This window comes from Micromonospora sp. RTBAU3-60 (assembly GCF_054963695.1).
Genome location: NZ_JBUEGB010000015.1, coordinates 128,759 through 143,542, shown reverse-complemented (window position 1 = coordinate 143,542; position 14,784 = coordinate 128,759). Strand labels below are relative to the sequence as shown.

The 14,784-nt window shown below is 73.6% G+C and carries 12 protein-coding genes and 1 pseudogene; 7 read left to right on the top strand and 6 right to left on the bottom strand.

All coding sequences use genetic code 11. From position 1 onward, the window contains the following. Window positions 1–40 precede the first annotated feature (40 nt). Complete coding sequence (locus ACY34I_RS17585; protein WP_148798934.1) at window positions 41–1,468, bottom strand: UDP-glucose dehydrogenase family protein; 1,428 nt, start codon at window positions 1,466–1,468, stop codon at window positions 41–43. Window positions 1,469–1,713: 245 nt separating this feature from the next. On the opposite strand from ACY34I_RS17585, the gene ACY34I_RS17580 reads away from it, so the two are divergent. Next, window positions 1,714–2,874 (top strand): acyl-CoA dehydrogenase family protein, encoded by a 1,161-nt coding sequence (locus ACY34I_RS17580; RefSeq protein ID WP_462756078.1) that lies wholly within the window; start codon window positions 1,714–1,716, stop codon window positions 2,872–2,874. A 54-nt stretch (window positions 2,875–2,928) separates the two neighbouring features. Here the strand turns inward: ACY34I_RS17580 and ACY34I_RS17575 are convergent, their stop codons facing one another. Next, window positions 2,929–3,609: a hypothetical protein gene (locus tag ACY34I_RS17575; RefSeq protein WP_462756077.1), complete on the bottom strand. Its 681-nt coding sequence runs from the start codon at window positions 3,607–3,609 to the stop codon at window positions 2,929–2,931. Here ACY34I_RS17575 and ACY34I_RS17570 point away from each other — a divergent pair. Further along, window positions 3,608–4,126: an acyl-CoA thioesterase gene (locus ACY34I_RS17570; protein ID WP_073832844.1), complete on the top strand. Its 519-nt coding sequence runs from the start codon at window positions 3,608–3,610 to the stop codon at window positions 4,124–4,126. The genes ACY34I_RS17575 and ACY34I_RS17570 overlap by 2 nt on opposite strands. 203 nt (window positions 4,127–4,329) lie before the next feature. Next, entirely contained in the window at window positions 4,330–6,318 is a 1,989-nt protein-coding gene (locus ACY34I_RS17565; RefSeq protein ID WP_462756076.1) for an acetoacetate--CoA ligase, read from the top strand. Between the two features lie 41 nt (window positions 6,319–6,359). Here ACY34I_RS17565 and ACY34I_RS17560 read toward each other — a convergent pair whose 3' ends face one another. Continuing rightward, window positions 6,360–7,049, bottom strand: a complete 690-nt coding sequence (locus tag ACY34I_RS17560) for a TIGR03089 family protein (RefSeq protein WP_462756075.1) — start codon at window positions 7,047–7,049, stop codon at window positions 6,360–6,362. 150 nt (window positions 7,050–7,199) lie between these two features. Between ACY34I_RS17560 and ACY34I_RS17555 the strand changes: the two genes are divergently transcribed. Beyond that, on the top strand, window positions 7,200–8,345 hold the full coding sequence (locus ACY34I_RS17555) for a glycosyltransferase family 4 protein (protein ID WP_148798924.1): 1,146 nt from the start codon (window positions 7,200–7,202) through the stop codon (window positions 8,343–8,345). Window positions 8,346–8,409: 64 nt separating this feature from the next. Continuing rightward, a complete protein-coding gene (locus tag ACY34I_RS17550) occupies window positions 8,410–9,504 on the top strand; it encodes a mannose-1-phosphate guanylyltransferase (RefSeq protein ID WP_462756074.1) in 1,095 nt (364 codons plus the stop codon). A gap of 129 nt (window positions 9,505–9,633) precedes the next feature. Here ACY34I_RS17550 and ACY34I_RS17545 read toward each other — a convergent pair whose 3' ends face one another. Further along, window positions 9,634–10,218, bottom strand: a complete 585-nt coding sequence (locus ACY34I_RS17545; protein ID WP_462756073.1) for an NUDIX hydrolase — start codon at window positions 10,216–10,218, stop codon at window positions 9,634–9,636. 39 nt (window positions 10,219–10,257) lie between these two features. Here ACY34I_RS17545 and ACY34I_RS17540 point away from each other — a divergent pair. Beyond that, window positions 10,258–11,294: pseudogene (locus tag ACY34I_RS17540) on the top strand (hypothetical protein). 224 nt (window positions 11,295–11,518) lie between these two features. After that, window positions 11,519–12,565 carry an ArsR/SmtB family transcription factor gene (locus ACY34I_RS17535; RefSeq protein ID WP_462756072.1) on the top strand — a complete coding sequence of 349 codons (1,047 nt, stop codon included), beginning with the start codon at window positions 11,519–11,521 and terminating at the stop codon, window positions 12,563–12,565. A gap of 123 nt (window positions 12,566–12,688) precedes the next feature. Here ACY34I_RS17535 and ACY34I_RS17530 read toward each other — a convergent pair whose 3' ends face one another. Together ACY34I_RS17530 and cofD are read right to left on the bottom strand one after the other, a co-directional pair. Continuing rightward, window positions 12,689–13,777, bottom strand: a complete 1,089-nt coding sequence (locus ACY34I_RS17530) for a coenzyme F420-0:L-glutamate ligase (RefSeq protein WP_462756071.1) — start codon at window positions 13,775–13,777, stop codon at window positions 12,689–12,691. Beyond that, window positions 13,774–14,721: a 2-phospho-L-lactate transferase gene (cofD, locus tag ACY34I_RS17525; RefSeq protein ID WP_462756070.1), complete on the bottom strand. Its 948-nt coding sequence runs from the start codon at window positions 14,719–14,721 to the stop codon at window positions 13,774–13,776. Before cofD ends, ACY34I_RS17530 begins: the two co-directional genes overlap by 4 nt. Between the last annotated feature and the right edge of the window lie 63 nt (window positions 14,722–14,784).

The following is a 14,784-nucleotide window of genomic DNA, read 5'->3' as shown; positions in this document are numbered from 1 at the left end:
GCGCGGCGTCAGACGCGCCGAGCCGGAACGGTCGGTGGGGTCAGGGGCGGCCCATGCCGCGGTACTCCCAGCCCGCCTGGGTCCACAGTGTGGAGTCCAGGCAGTTGCGGCCGTCGACGACCTTGCGGCCGTTGACCAGTTCGCCCAGGGCGACCGGGTCGGCGTTGCGGAACTCGGCCCACTCGGTGAGCACGCAGACCAGGTCGGCATCGCGCACCGCGTCGGTCATGCTCGCCTCGTACGTCAGCTCGGGCACGGCCCGGCGCGCGTTGTCCATGCCCTGCGGGTCGAACACGTGCACGTCGGCGCCGGCCTTGCCGAGCAGCGAGGCGACGGCGAGAGCCGGGGCGTCCCGGACGTCGTCGGTGTTCGGCTTGAAGGTGGCGCCGAGCACCGCGATCCGGGTGCCGGAGAGGTCCGGACCGGCCGGACCCGACCGGCGGCCGAGCAGGTCGGCCGCGAGCTGGACCACCCGGGTGCGCCGGCGCAGGTTGATCAGGTCGACCTCGTGCAGGAAGCGCAGCGCCTCGCCGGCGCCGAGCTCCTGGGCGCGGGCCTGGAAGGCGCGGATGTCCTTGGGCAGGCAGGCCCCGCCGAAGCCGAGCCCGGCCTGGAGGAACCGGTTGCCGATGCGGGGGTCGTACCCGATCGAGCGGGCCAGCTGGGTGACGTCGCCGCCGGCGGCCTCGCAGACCTCGGCCATCGCGTTGATGAAGGAGATCTTGGTGGCCAGGAAGGCGTTGGCGGCGACCTTGACCAGCTCGGCGGTGGCGAAGTCGGTGACCACCAGCGGCACTTCGCGGTCCTCGGTGGCGGCCAGGTCGAAGACGCCTTTGTGGGCGGCGTAGAGCATGCCGTTGGCCCACTCGCTCTTGACCCCGACCACGATCCGGTTGGGCCGCAGCACGTCGTCGACGGCGAAGCCCTCCTGGAGGAACTCGGGGCTCCACGCCACCTCGACGCCCAGGTCGGCCGGGGTGTGCTTGCCGACCAGCTGCTCCACCCACTCGGCGGTGCCCACCGGGACGGTGGACTTGCCGACGATCAGCGCCTTGCGGGTCAGGTGCTGGGCCAGGCTGGTCACCGACGCCTCGACGTACGACAGGTCGGCGCCCATGCCGTCGGCCCGCTGCGGGGTGCCCACGCAGATGAAGTGCACGTCGCCGAAGTCGGCGATCTCCTGGATGTCGGTGCTGAACCGCAGCCGGCCGGCGGTCAGGTTGCGCCGGAGCAGCTCGTCCAGGCCGGGCTCGTGGATCGGGACCTCGCCGGCGTTCAGCTTGGCGATCTTGTCCGCGTCGACGTCGTAGCCGAGCACCTCGTAGCCGAGCTCGGCGTAGCAGATGGCGTACGTGGCACCGAGGTAGCCGGTGCCGAGGAAGGTCACCCGAGGTCGGGCCGCACCCGAAGGCGGGGTCACCGCGGCGATGGCCGGCACCGGCTGGGTGTTCGGGTAGGGGATCGTCACGCCTGTCTCTCCGCTCGCACTGGCGGCGCTTCCTTGCGTCGCATTCTGCTGCGGCGCCTGGCCGGGCACCGGTGGGGGACTTTCCTGTGGTTCTGTGGTCGCCGCTCGGCTTCGACGCCCATCATGCACGAGCCTACGCGGCGGTAAGGAGCACCAAATCCTCGGTCGCTATCCTTCACTCTGTGCGGTCGGCGGCACTCAGGGCGCTAGGACTGCGCATCCTAGCGGTGAAGGGGAGGGGCCACATGGCCGCGGAGCAGTTCGACGCCTACCGGCTGCCGGAGGAGCACGAGGCGATCCGGGAGGCGGTGCGGGACGTCTGTGCAGCGAAGGTTGCTCCGCACGCCGCTGAGGCGGATGAGACGGGTGAGTTCCCCAAGGCGTCGTACGACGCGCTGCGGGCGGCGGACTTCCACGCCCCGCACATCCCCGTCGAGTACGGCGGCGCCGGCGCGGACGCGCTGGCCACGGCCATCGTGATCGAGGAGGTGGCCCGCGCCTGCGCCGCGTCCTCGCTGATCCCGGCGGTGAACAAGCTGGGCACCATGCCGCTGATCCTGGCCGGCTCCGAGGAGCTGAAGCGGAAGTACCTGACCCCGGTCGCGGCCGGCGACGCGATGTTCTCCTACTGCCTCTCCGAGCCGGAGGCGGGCAGCGACGCCGCCTCGATGACCACCAAGGCGGTCCGGGACGGCGACCACTGGGTGCTCAACGGCGTGAAGCGGTGGATCACCAACGCGGGCGTCTCCGAGTACTACACCGTCTTCGCTGTGACGGATCCCACAGCCCGGTCGAAGGGCATCTCCGCGTTCGTGGTGGAGAAGTCCGACCCGGGCGTCAGCTTCGGCGCGCCGGAGAAGAAGCTCGGCATCAAGGGCTCGCCCACCCGCGAGGTCTACTTCGACAACGTACGGATCCCGGCGGACCGCATGATCGGCGCGGAGGGCACCGGCTTCGCCACCGCGATGCGGACCCTGGACCACACCCGGGTCACCATCGCCGCGCAGGCGGTCGGCATCGCCCAGGGGGCGCTGGACTACGCCAAGGGGTACGTCCAGGAACGCAAGCAGTTCGGCAAGCCGGTCGCCGACTTCCAGGGCATCCAGTTCATGCTCGCCGACATGGGCATGAAGCTGGAGGCCGCCCGGCAGCTCACCTACGCCGCCGCCGGTAAGTCGGAGCGGGGCGACGCGGACCTCACCTACTTCGGCGCCGCCGCGAAGTGCTTCGCCTCCGACGCCGCCATGGAGATCACCACCGACGCCGTGCAGCTGCTCGGCGGCTACGGCTACACCCGCGACTACCCGGTCGAGCGGATGATGCGGGACGCCAAGATCACTCAGATCTACGAAGGCACCAACCAGGTGCAGCGCATCGTCATGGCGCGCCAGCTGCTCAAGGGCTGACCCCGGCGCGACGATCGGGCGGGCGGGCCGGCAACTCCGGCCCGCCCGCGGTCGTCAACGGGTCTCGGTGGTGCCCTCCGGTCGGCCGGTCGCCCGCGGCGGCGCGGACCACGGCGACTCGCCGGCGGTACGGCGGGGCAGCGGTTCGGTGGGGGTGGGGTCGGGATAGCCCAGCGTCAGCGGGGCGGTGTCCTTGTCCGGGTCGGCCGAGGGCCAGTCGTTGAACGACCGGGTCTGCTCGCTCGCCGGGTCGGCCGGGGTCAGCTCCGCCACGGCCGGCGGCTGCCCGGGCGAGCGCCGCCAGCGCTGCCCGCTGAACACGGCCATCAGCAGCAGCACGCCGATCAGGAACAGGGTGCCGTTCTCCATCGGCTGGCGCAGTGGCAGCGGGTCCCCGAGCATCTTCCAGCCCTCGGGGATCCGGTCACGGACGGTGAACGGCGCGACGAACATCCCGACGTACGGGATGGCCAGCAGCAGCCCGGCCACGAGCGGACCGAGCGGCGAGAAGCGCAGCGTGCCAAGCAGGCCGAGGAGGATGCCGGCGACGCCGAGGTAGACGGCCGGCTCGATCAGGTTGGGCGTGCTGTAGGTACCGATCTCCACCCAGCGGTGCACGGTGCCTGCAGACCCGTCCTGACCGAGGGTGACGAGCACCCAGGTGATGGGCGCCACGCCAACCCGGCGAGGAAGCTCCAGAGATGTCGCATCCGCGCACCGTACCGTTTTCGGCATGACAGATCACCCCTCCACCGGGCCGGTGGGCAAGCCGACCTCGTATTCGCGGGTCACGCTCAGCCGGATCATGACCGCCGTCGATGTCAACCTGTACGGGACCGTGCACGGTGGGGTACTGATGAAGTTCGTCGACGACGTGGCCGGGGCCGCCGCGGCCCGACACAGCGGCGGCACCGCGGTCACCGCCTCGATCGACGAGATCGTCTTCTCCGAGCCGGTCCGGGTGGGCGACCTGGTGCACGCCCACGCCCAGGTCAACTGGACCGGGCACACCTCGATGGAGGTCGGGGTGAAGGTGGTCGCCGAGCGCTGGGACTCGGCCGAGGACGAGCCTGTCCCGGTCGCCACCGCGTACCTGGTCTTCGTCGGGGTGGACGTGGGCGGGGCGCCGCGCCCGGTCCGGCCGGTGCTGCCGGAGACGCCGGAGGACGAGCGCCGCTACCGGGAGGCGGAGATCCGCCGCGCCCACCGGCTGGCCCGCCGCCGGGCGATCCAGGCCCACCGGGCCGGCTGAGTGTAAGGAGGGGCCCTTGACAAACGCCAGGCGTCAACAAGGGCCTTCCTGGCAGCCCGGCCCACACAGGTGGCGGGGTGGAGGTGTGGGCGGGGCACGCCCCCGGATCGGCACCCGGTGCGGAGAATGGCGACGCGAGGTAGGGCAAGATGGCGCCACGGCCCATGCACAGTGCCGTGACGGGCCTCAGGGAGGGTGGAGCAGTGGGTGACGTGCTGTGGACGCCGCCGGCCGACGTGCGCGAGCGGTCCCGGATCGGCGACTACCTGCGCTGGCTGGCCGAGCACCAGGGGCTGGAGTTCGCCGACTACGACGCGCTCTGGCGCTGGTCGGTGACCGACCTCGACGCCTTCTGGCGGTCGATCTGGGACTACTTCGAGGTGGTGGCGCACACTCCGCCGACCGCCACACTCGCCGACCGGGCGATGCCGGGTGCCCGCTGGTTCCCGGGCGCGACACTCAACTACGCGGAGAACGTGCTGCGGATGCCCGGCCGGGGGGACGACGACCCGGTGGTGATCGCTCACGGGCAGACCCGCGCGCCGGAGACGCTGACCGCGGCCGAGCTGCGCGAACGGGTCCGCCGGGTGGCGGCCGGGCTGCGCCGGCTCGGCGTCGGCCCGGGTGACCGGGTGGCGGCGTACGCGCCGAACATCCCGGAGACCTTCGTGCTGCTGCTCGCCACCGCCAGCCTGGGCGCGATCTTCTCCTCCTGCGCGCCCGAGTTCGGCACCCGCAGCGTCACCGACCGCTGGCAGCAGATCGAGCCGAAGGTCCTGGTCGCCGTGGACGGCTACCGGTACGGCGACAAGCCGGTGGACCGGCGCGGCGAGGTGGCCGCCATCCGGGCCGCCCTGCCGTCGCTGCGGCACACCGTCGGCATCCCGTACCTCGACCCGGCCGCCGCGCCGCGGCAGGGCGAGATCTCCTGGGCCGAGCTGGCCGCGCCGACCGACGAGCCGTTGACCTTCACCCCGGTGCCCTTCGACCACCCGCTCTACGTGCTCTACTCCTCCGGCACCACGGGCCTGCCGAAGCCGATCGTGCACGGCCACGGCGGCATCCTGCTGGAGCACCTGAAGATGCTGGCCCTGCACCACGATCTGGGCCCGGCGGACCGGTTCTTCTGGTTCACCACCACCGGCTGGATGATGTGGAACTTCCTGGTCTCCGGTCCGGCGGTGGGCGCGACCATCGTGCTGTTCGACGGCAACCCCGGCCACCCGGACCTGGGCGCGCTCTGGCGGATGGCGGAGCAGACCGGCACCACGTACTTCGGCACCTCCGCGCCGTTCCTGCTGGCCTGCCGCAAGGCCGGCCTGGTCCCGAAGGAGATCGCCGACCTGTCGGCGCTGCGCGGCCTCGGCTCGACCGGCGCGCCGCTGCCCGTCGAGGGCTTCACCTGGGTGTACGAGAACGTCGGCCTCCGCCTCCAGCTCCAGTCGCTCTCCGGCGGCACGGACGTCTGCACCGGCTTCGTGGGGGGCGTGCCGCTGCTGCCGGTGCACGCCGGGGAAATCACCTGCCGGGCGCTCGGCGCGAAGGTGGAGGCGCGCTCCGCCGACGGCACCCCGGTCATCGGCGAGCTGGGCGAGCTGGTGATCACCGAGCCGATGCCGAGCATGCCGGTGGGCTTCTGGAACGACCCGGAGGGCGCCCGCTACCGCGAGGCGTACTTCGAGGTCTATCCGGGCGTCTGGCGGCACGGCGACTGGATCACGGTCAACGAGCGGGGTGGCTGCGTGATCACCGGGCGCTCCGACGCCACCCTGAACCGGGGCGGCGTACGCCTCGGCACCGCCGAGTTCTACTCCGTGGTCGAGGGGCTCGACGAGGTGGTCGACTCGGTGGTGGTGCACCTGGAGGACGACCAGGGCGGGGCCGGCGAGCTGCTGCTCTTCGTGGTGCTCGCCGAGGGGCTGGAGCTGGACGACGAGCTGCGGAAGAAGATCTGCCGGGAGCTGCGGACCGCGCTGTCGCCCCGGCACGTCCCCGACGAGATCCACCAGGTCCGGGCCGTTCCGCGTACCCTCTCGGCGAAGAAGCTGGAGGTGCCGGTCAAGAAGATCCTCACCGGCACCCCCGTCGACAGCGCCGCTGCTAAGGGCGCCCTGGCCAACCCGGAATCGCTGACCGCGTTCGCCGTCTTCGCCCAGCGCCGCGCCCACACCGAGGAGTCCGCACCCGCCTGAGCGCCTGAACGGGCGCCGGCCGGGCCCCGGCCGGCGCCCGTTCAGGCGAGGCTGCGGGTGACCTGCTCCGTCGCGGTGCGCGCGTCGAGGCGCCGGGGGTCGAGGTTGCCGCAGATGACCAGGCTGGCGCCGGCGGTCAGTGGTGCCAGCAGCCAGTCGACCGGGTCGGGGTGCTGCCCCGTGTCGACCAGTAGCCGGTCGCCCGGGGTGAGGCAGAGCTCCGCGGCCCGGGCCTCCGCGCGGGCCAGCAGCTCCGCGTCCGCCTCGCCGGCCTCCGAGTACGGCGTGAAGTGGTCGCCGTGGCCGCGTACCGCCGACACGAAGTCGGCGAACCCCGGCGGCACCTGCCGCATCGGCAGGGCGAACGGGTCGAGCGCGAGCGCGTAACGTTCGCCCGCCGACCAGGCCGCCGCCGCGTCGACCCGCTCCCCGGCGGCGAAGAGCACGTCCACGGTACCCGGGGCATCCACCACGGTCAGCTTCGCCGACCAGCAACCGAGCAGCACGGCGGCGGTCTGCCAGTGCGGGGGCAGCAGCACAGCGGCGGTGTCGCCGGGGGCGAGGGCCACCTCGTCGACGAGCAGGTTGGCCGTCTTGGCCACCCAGTTCGCGCACGTGGCGCCGGACAGTTCGGTGCGCTCGCCGGTGGCGTCGTCGTACCAGGTCAGCAGCGGGCGGGTGGGGTCGGGCGCGATCGCGTCGGCGAACACCCGGGCAATGTTGTCGGCCATCGGCGCGAACGATACGCGCCGGTGGCCCGTACTCGATGGCAAGGACAAGTCGGCGTACCGTCGGGTCGCAGTCACCGCCGGGACCCGGGCCCGGCGTAGGCTTGCCGACAGTGTTGTTCCCCACAGATCGTCTGCCTGAGGAGTCGCCCCGTGACCGCCGGTCGCCCGCCCCGCGTGCTCATCGACGCCACGAGTGTCCCCGCCGACCGTGGCGGCGTCGGTAGATACGTCGACGGCCTGCTCGGCGCCCTCGGCCGGGTCTGCGGCTCCGGCGTGGACCTGGTCGTGGTCAGCCTCCGCACCGACCTGGAGCGCTACACCCGGATGCTGCCGGAGGCCGAGGTCATCCCCGCCCCGGCGGCGGTCGCGCACCGCCCGGCCCGGCTCGCCTGGGAGCAGACCGGCCTGCCGCTGCTGGCCCAGCAGGTGGGCGCGGAGGTGCTGCACTCGCCCTTCTACACCTGCCCGCTGCGGGCCGGCTGCCCGGTGACGGTCACCGTGCACGACGCGACCTTCTTCACCGAGCCGGAGCACTACGACAAGTCCCGCCGGACGTTCTTCCGCAGCGCGATCAAGACGTCGCTGCGCCGCGCCGACCGGGTGATCGTGCCGAGCAAGGCCACCCGGGACGAGTTGATCCGCCTCCTGGACGCCGACCCGACCCGGATCGACGTGGCCTACCACGGGGTCGACCAGGCCGCCTTCCACGCCCCGAGCGAGGAGGAGAAGGCCCGGGTACGCGCCCGCCTGGGGCTGGGCAGCAGCAGCTACATCGCGTTCCTCGGGGCCAAGGAGCCGCGCAAGAACGTACCCAACCTGATCCGCGGCTGGGCCCGTGCGGTGGCCGACCGGAACAACCCGCCGGCCTTGGTCATCGCCGGCGGCCAGGGGCACGACGACGACATCGACCGCGCGGTGGCCGAGGTGCCGTCGCACCTGCGGCTGCTCCGCCCGGGTTACCTCCGCTACGCCGACCTGCCCGGCTTCCTCGGCGGCGCGCTGGTCGCCGCATACCCGTCGTACGGCGAGGGGTTCGGCCTGCCGATCCTGGAGGCGATGGCGTGCGCGGCGCCGGTGCTGACCACGCCGCGGCTCTCCCTGCCCGAGGTGGGTGGCGACGCGGTGGCGTACACCAGCGAGGACCCGGACCAGATCGCCACCGACCTGGCCGCCCTGCTCGACGACGAGCAGCGCCGGCTCTCCCTGGCGAAGGCCGGTTTCGACCGGGCCAAGGAGTTCACCTGGGAGTCCAGCGCGGAGGTGCACATCGCCGCGTGGAGCCGGGCCCGGTCCTGACCTGTCGGACTCCCGTCTGCCCGACGTGGCGTCCGTGCCGTCATGGTTCGGGCATGATGTGCTGATGTTCTATGCCGTCATCCCGGCGGGGGGCAGTGGCACGAGGTTGTGGCCGCTGTCCCGGGCCGGCCATCCCAAGTTCCTCCACCCGCTGACCGGTACGCCGGCGTCGCTGCTCCAGGCGACGGTGGACCGGCTGTCGCCGCTGACCACACCCGAGCGCACGCTGGTGGTCACCGGGGCCGCGCACGTCGCGGCGGTGGCCCGGCAACTGGCTGGCCTGCCGGAGGAGAACATCCTGGTCGAGCCCTCGCCCCGCGACTCCTGCGCGGCGATCGCGCTGGCGGCGGCGGTGATCGCGGAGCGGGCGCCGACGGCGGTGATGGGCTCGTTCGCCGCCGACCACCTGATCGGCGACGCCGCAGCCTGGGCGGAGACGGTACGCCAGGCGATCCGGGGGGCCGAGCAGGGGTTGCTGATGACGGTCGGCATCACCCCAACCCGGCCGGAGACCGGCTACGGCTACCTGGAGACCGGCGAGCCGACGGGCGACGGTCCGCTGCGCCCGGTGATCGAGTTCAAGGAGAAGCCGGCCGCCGAGGTGGCCGAGGGCTACGTCCGCTCCGGGCGGCACCTCTGGAACGCCAGCATGTTCGTCTGGCGGGTGGACGTCTTCCTGGCCGAGCTGGCCCGGCAGCAGCCGGCGCTGCACGCGGGGATCGTGGCGATCGCGACGGCGTGGGGGACCCCGGAGCAGGACGACGTCCTCGGCACCGTGTGGCCGACCCTGCCGAAGATCTCCGTCGACTACGCGGTGATGGAGGGCGCGGCGGCCGCCGGGCGGGTGGCCACCGTACCGGGTGACTTCGGCTGGAACGACGTCGGCGACTTCCACACCCTCGGCGAGGTGCTGCCCGCCGACGCGGACGGCAACGTGGTGCTGGGCGCCGCCGAGGCCAAGCCGGGCGTGCTGCTGCGGGACAGCGCCGGCCTGGTGGTGGTGCCGCACTCGGGCCGGCTGGTGGCCGCGCTCGGGCTGCGCGACCTGATCGTGGTGGACACCCCGGACGCGCTGCTGGTCTGCCCGCGGGACCAGGCCCAGGACGTGAAGAAGCTGGTCGACGAGCTGAAGGAGCGCGGCGAGGAAGGCCTGGTCTGAGCCGACCGCACTGCCCGGCCCGCCCTGGTGGCGGGCCGGCACGGCGGGCGGCTCGGCGCGGCGGCCGGCTCGGCACGACGGGCGGCTCGGCGCGGCGGCCGGCTCGGCACGGCGGCCGGCGAGGGCGGCTCAGCCGGAGGCGCGGCGTGCGAGAGCGGCGAGGGCCGGCGCGACGAGCTGGGCGGTGGCGTCAGCCAGCGGCTCGGGCAGCCGGTCGGGCGGGAACCAGCCGAGCGCCTCGGACTCGGCGCTGACCCGCTCGGTCGCCCCGGGCGGGGCAAGCACGGCGAACCGGACGTCGTAGTGCAGTGAGCCGCCCTGGCAGGCGACCGGGTGGATGTCCACGTCGATCGGCTCCGGGTCGACCACCAGCCCGGCGATTCCGGATTCCTCGCCGGCCTCGCGCAGCGCGGCTTCGGCGAGGGTCCGGTCGCCGGGTTCGCAGTGCCCGCCGAGCTGCACCCACTTGCGGAACTTGCCGTGCAGGCAGAGCAGCACCCGCGCGCCGGTGCCGTCGAGCACCAGGGCGCTCGCGGTGACGTGCCCGGCCCGGTGGCCGCGGCTCATCGCCGCCGGCCCGGCGGCCAGCAGCTCCAGGGTCCGGTCCCGGGCCCGGGCGGCGCCGGGGCTGGTCGGCGTCCAGCGGCTCAGCAGCGCGGTGGCGTCGGCGTGCAGGTCGGCGTACGTGGCGAGGTCGCTGCGGGGGTCGGGCACCCCGACACTCTACGAGCGTGGTCTTCGTACCCTGGCCCGGTGACCCTGCGACTCGTCGAGTTCGTCGTGGCCGGCAACGAGGCCAGCGATCTGCTGCCGGTGCGCTCGCCGGCGCTGCTGGCGCCCACGGCGCGCGCCGGGGCTTCTGGACGGTGCTGGACGAGGGCCCCGTGGAACGTTGCCTGGCCCTGCTGCTGGAACGCCACGACGGCGAGTGGGTGGCGCACCACGTGGCCGCCGACGCCGGCCCGGAGAACGGCCGCACCGAGGACGGCGAGGCGCTCGCCCACCACGACGGCTGGGTGTACGTCTTCGGCTCGCACTTCGGTTCGAAGGCGGGTCCGCTGCGGCCCCGCCGCGCGTTCGTGGCCCGGTTCCGCGAGGCGGACGCCGCCCGCGGGACGTTGCCGGTGCACGTGGTGCGCAACCGGTTCCGGCTGCACCGGGCGGTCAACGACGCCCTGGCCGCGGCGCCGCTGACCCCGCTGCCGCCGGGCGACCTGGTCCGGCACCGGTTCATCGTGGCGACCCTGGCCCGGGGCACCGCCCGGGCCAAGAGCTGGGTGAGCCGGCTGGCCGAGGACGACCTGCCGGTCAACGTCGAGGCCGCCGTGTTCACGCCGGCCGGGACGGTGCTGCTGGGGTTGCGCTTCCCGCTGACCGCCGAGGGGGAGCCGATCCTGGTCGAGCTGGCCGGGGTGGCCGACATGTTCGACGCCGACCCGGGGTGGCCACGGGCCGTGGGGGCGTACGCCCTGACCGGGGTGACCCCGCCGGGCGCGCTGACCGGCTTCCGCGCCGTCACGCCCACCCCCGACGGCGGGTACGCGGCGGTGGTCGGGTCGATCGACGCGCTGGGCAAGGGTTCGGTGCTGCTGGACGACCATCCGCACGGTGGCGAGGTGACCTCGCGGCACGTCCGGTTCCGGTGGGACGTCACGCCGGACTCGCGGGTGGCGGGGAAGCTGGTGGCCGAGCTGGCGCCGTTCCACCACGTGGAGGGGCTGGCCGAGCTGGACGGGCGCTGCTACTACGTCACGGACGAGGACCACCGGGTGGCGCTCTGGATCGACTGAGTCGAGCGGGTGGAGTCGGACGACTGGACGGCACCTCTGCGGAGAACGCGCCGCAGACCCTCGTGGTGTCGTCCGGTCGTCCGTCTCCCCGAATCCCGGGCGGGGGAAGCGTCGTTCCGACCCGGACGGGCAAGGGAAGCATGCCCAACCAGCCCGGTCGGCGTCGAGGTTTTTCAGTCCAGGCTTAAAGATGGAGATTAGTGCCGCCGAGTACAGTGCCAATGGTGGCGGGCTATCCCTCCGTCCGCCCCCGGGAGCGCTCCATGCTGAAGATCATCTTCTCGAGCGAGGACATCCTGCGGACCAGGGTGGCACCCGCCGCGGACCCGGTCTGGGAGCTGGTCCTCAGCCTGCACCTGCTCCAGGGTCGCGTACGTGACCCGTTGCTGACGCCGTGGCGACGCACCGTGGCGCGCACCCTCCGGACGCAGGAGAGCGCCGGGCAACGCTTCCGTCTCCTCTTCGCGCTCAACCCGCCGCGCGGCTACTTCCCCGACTTCCTCACCCCGTACGCGAGCAGGGACGGCATCGAGGCGGGGCTGGAAGCGGTCCGGGGCACCCCGGTCGGCATGCTGCAGCGGGACCTGACCCTGCTCGCCGAGGAGAACGTCCTGCCCGCCCCGGCCGCCGGGCTGGCCCGGGGCGAGCCCGAGGTGCTGCGCCACCTCACCGACTCGATGGCTCGCTACCAGGAGCTCGCGGTCACCCCGTACTGGTCGCGGATCCAGGCCGCGGTGGAGGCGGACCGGGCGCGGCGGGCCCGGGCGATGCTCGACGGCGGGGCCGAAGGGCTGCTGGCCAGCCTGCGGCCCAGCATGCGGTGGGCGGACGGGGTGCTTGAGGTGCTCGACTACCCGGACACCCGCGAGCTGCACCTGGGCGGCCGAGGCCTGCTGCTGGTCCCCTCCTTCTTCTGCGCGCGCATCCCGGTCGCGCTCGTCGACCCCACGCTGCCGCCGGTGCTGGTCTATCCGGTCGACCGGCTCGGCGGGCTCACCCCGGCAGCCGGGCTCGGGGAGCGGACGGACGCCGACGGCGCCAGCCGGGAGGCCCTCGCCGCACTGCTCGGCCGCACCCGCGCCGCCGTGCTGGAAGCCGCCGACGAGGGCTGCACCACCGGGGAGATGGCCCGCCGGCTGCGCATCTCCGCCGCGGCGGCCAGCCAGCACACCAGCGTGCTGCGCAACGCCGGGCTGCTGGTCAGCCACCGCGACCGCAACACCGTGCTGCACACCCTGACCCCGCTCGGCCGCGCCGTCCTCGACGCGTGACGCGACGGCCCCGGCCGGTTCCGCAAGGCGCGAGATCGGCGATCTGGCGGGGTCGCTCGGGCCCGGATCCCACCACCTCGCCGAGGCGGCGAGGCCGGGGCGGGACCCGGGCCCGAGCGCGGGTCAGACGGCCAGTGCGGCGCTGGCGGTGCTGCCGGCCGGTGGCGGGAACACCGCCGAGGAGATGCCCTCCGCGGCCAGCGCGGTCCGCAGGCGTTGCAGGTCGGCACCGAAGCGCACCAGGTCCGCCGGGTCGACCGGGGTCGTCGGCGCGCCGAGGACCAGTCCGCTCGCCTGCTCGGGCCAGCCGGGCACGCCGGCGACCAGGCCAGCGCGTACCTCGGCGTCGGTGACGTGGGTGAAGACCGTGCCGGGCGCGACCACCCCGGCGACCGCGGCGATCGCCCGGTCGACGGCGGCCGGCTCGGCGGGCGCCGGGCCCGGGCCGTCGGGGAGGAGGGCGGCCTCGCGCAGCCCGGCGGCCTTCGCCTCGGCGGTGCCCAGCGAGAAGAGGTCCAGGGCGGCCTCGCGGACCAGCACCCGGGCACCCTCGCCGTCGTCGGACCGCGCCACGCCGAGGTAGCCGCGGACGACCGCGACCGGCACCTGGTCGCACTTGCCCTTGATCAGCTCACCGGCGGCGGCCAGTTCGTCGACCACCGCCATCTGGGTCAGCTGGAGCTCGTTGCCGTACGGGTCGATCTCACCCCGGTGGTCGCGGATCGCCGGCATGCCGGCCACGCCCAGTGCCACGTCGGTCAGGCCGTTGCGCCACGGCCGGCCCATGGTGTCGCTGATGATCACCGCGACGTCCAGGTGGTACTGGTCGCGCAGCGCGGCCCGCAGCGCCCGGGCGGACGCGTCCGGGTCCCGGGGCAGCAGCACGAGCCGGGTCTTGTCCACATTCGAGGCGTCGATGCCGGCGGAGGCCATCACGAAGCCGTGGTGGGTCTGCACGATGCGGGTCGCCCCGCGGGTCGCCACCACCCGCGCGGTCTCACCGGCGAGCACCTCGTCCCGCGCGGCGAGCCGCTCGGGTCCGTCCGCCGGCACGTCGACCAGCCGGCCCTCCGCCTTCGACACGATCTTGCTGGTCACCACCAGCACGTCGCCGTCGCGCAGCCACGGCGCCGCGGTGGCGACCATCGCCGCCAGGTCGTCGCCCTCGGTCACGTCGCCGATGCCCAGCACCGGCAGGATCTCCAGCCTCACACCAGCTCCAACGCGGCCCGGACCATCTCCGCCGTGGCCGCCTCGTCGATCATCCGCAGTGGTGCCGAGCGTACGGTCACCTCCGGCACCAGCGTCCCCTCGTCCTCGGGCGCCACCAGCCAGCCGTTGAGCAGGCCACCCGCCGACCGGCCACCGTAGAGGCCACCCACCCCGGCCGCGCTGCACTCCACCCCGAGCACGGCGAGGCAGCGGTCGGCCATGCCGCGTACCGGTGCGCCGCCGATGATCGGGGAGACGCCGACCACCGGGGCCGGCCCGTCGGTCACCGCCTCGCGCAGCCCTGGTACGGCCAGGATCGGGGCGATGCTCACCACCGGGTTGCTCGGCGCGATCAGCACCACGTCGGCGGAGCCGACCGCCTCCAGCACGCCCGGCGCCGGCGTCGCCGTCTCCGCGCCCACGAAGACGAACCGGTGCGTCGGGATGTCCGCCCGGTACCGCACCCACCACTCCTGGAAATGGATCGCCCGCTGCCCCTGCTCTCCGTCGACGACGACGTGGGTCTCCAGCCGGTCGTCCGTGGCCGGCAGCACGGTCAGCCCCGGCTCCCACCGGGTGGCCAGCGCCGCGGTCACGGCGGACAGCGGGTAGCCGGCGTTGAGCATCGTCGTCCGGACCAGGTGGGTGGCGATGTCCTTGTCACCCAGGCCGAACCAGGTGGGCTCGGCGCCGTACGCGGCCAGCTCGGACTTGACCGTCCAGGTCTCGCCCACCCGGCCCCAGCCCCGCTCCGGATCGGCGCCGCCGCCCAGCGTGTACATCACACTGTCCAGGTCGGGGCAGACCTTCAGCCCGTGCAGCAGCAGATCGTCGCCGACGTTGACCACGGCGGTCACCTCGGCCCCCACCTCCCGGGCGTACGCCCGGACCCCGAGCAGGAACCGGGCTCCGCCGATCCCGCCGGTCAGTACCACGATGCGCATGGGCTCCATCCTTCCGTACGCGCCGCCGTCGCCCGGCCGGTGGCCATGCAGACTAGGCTCACG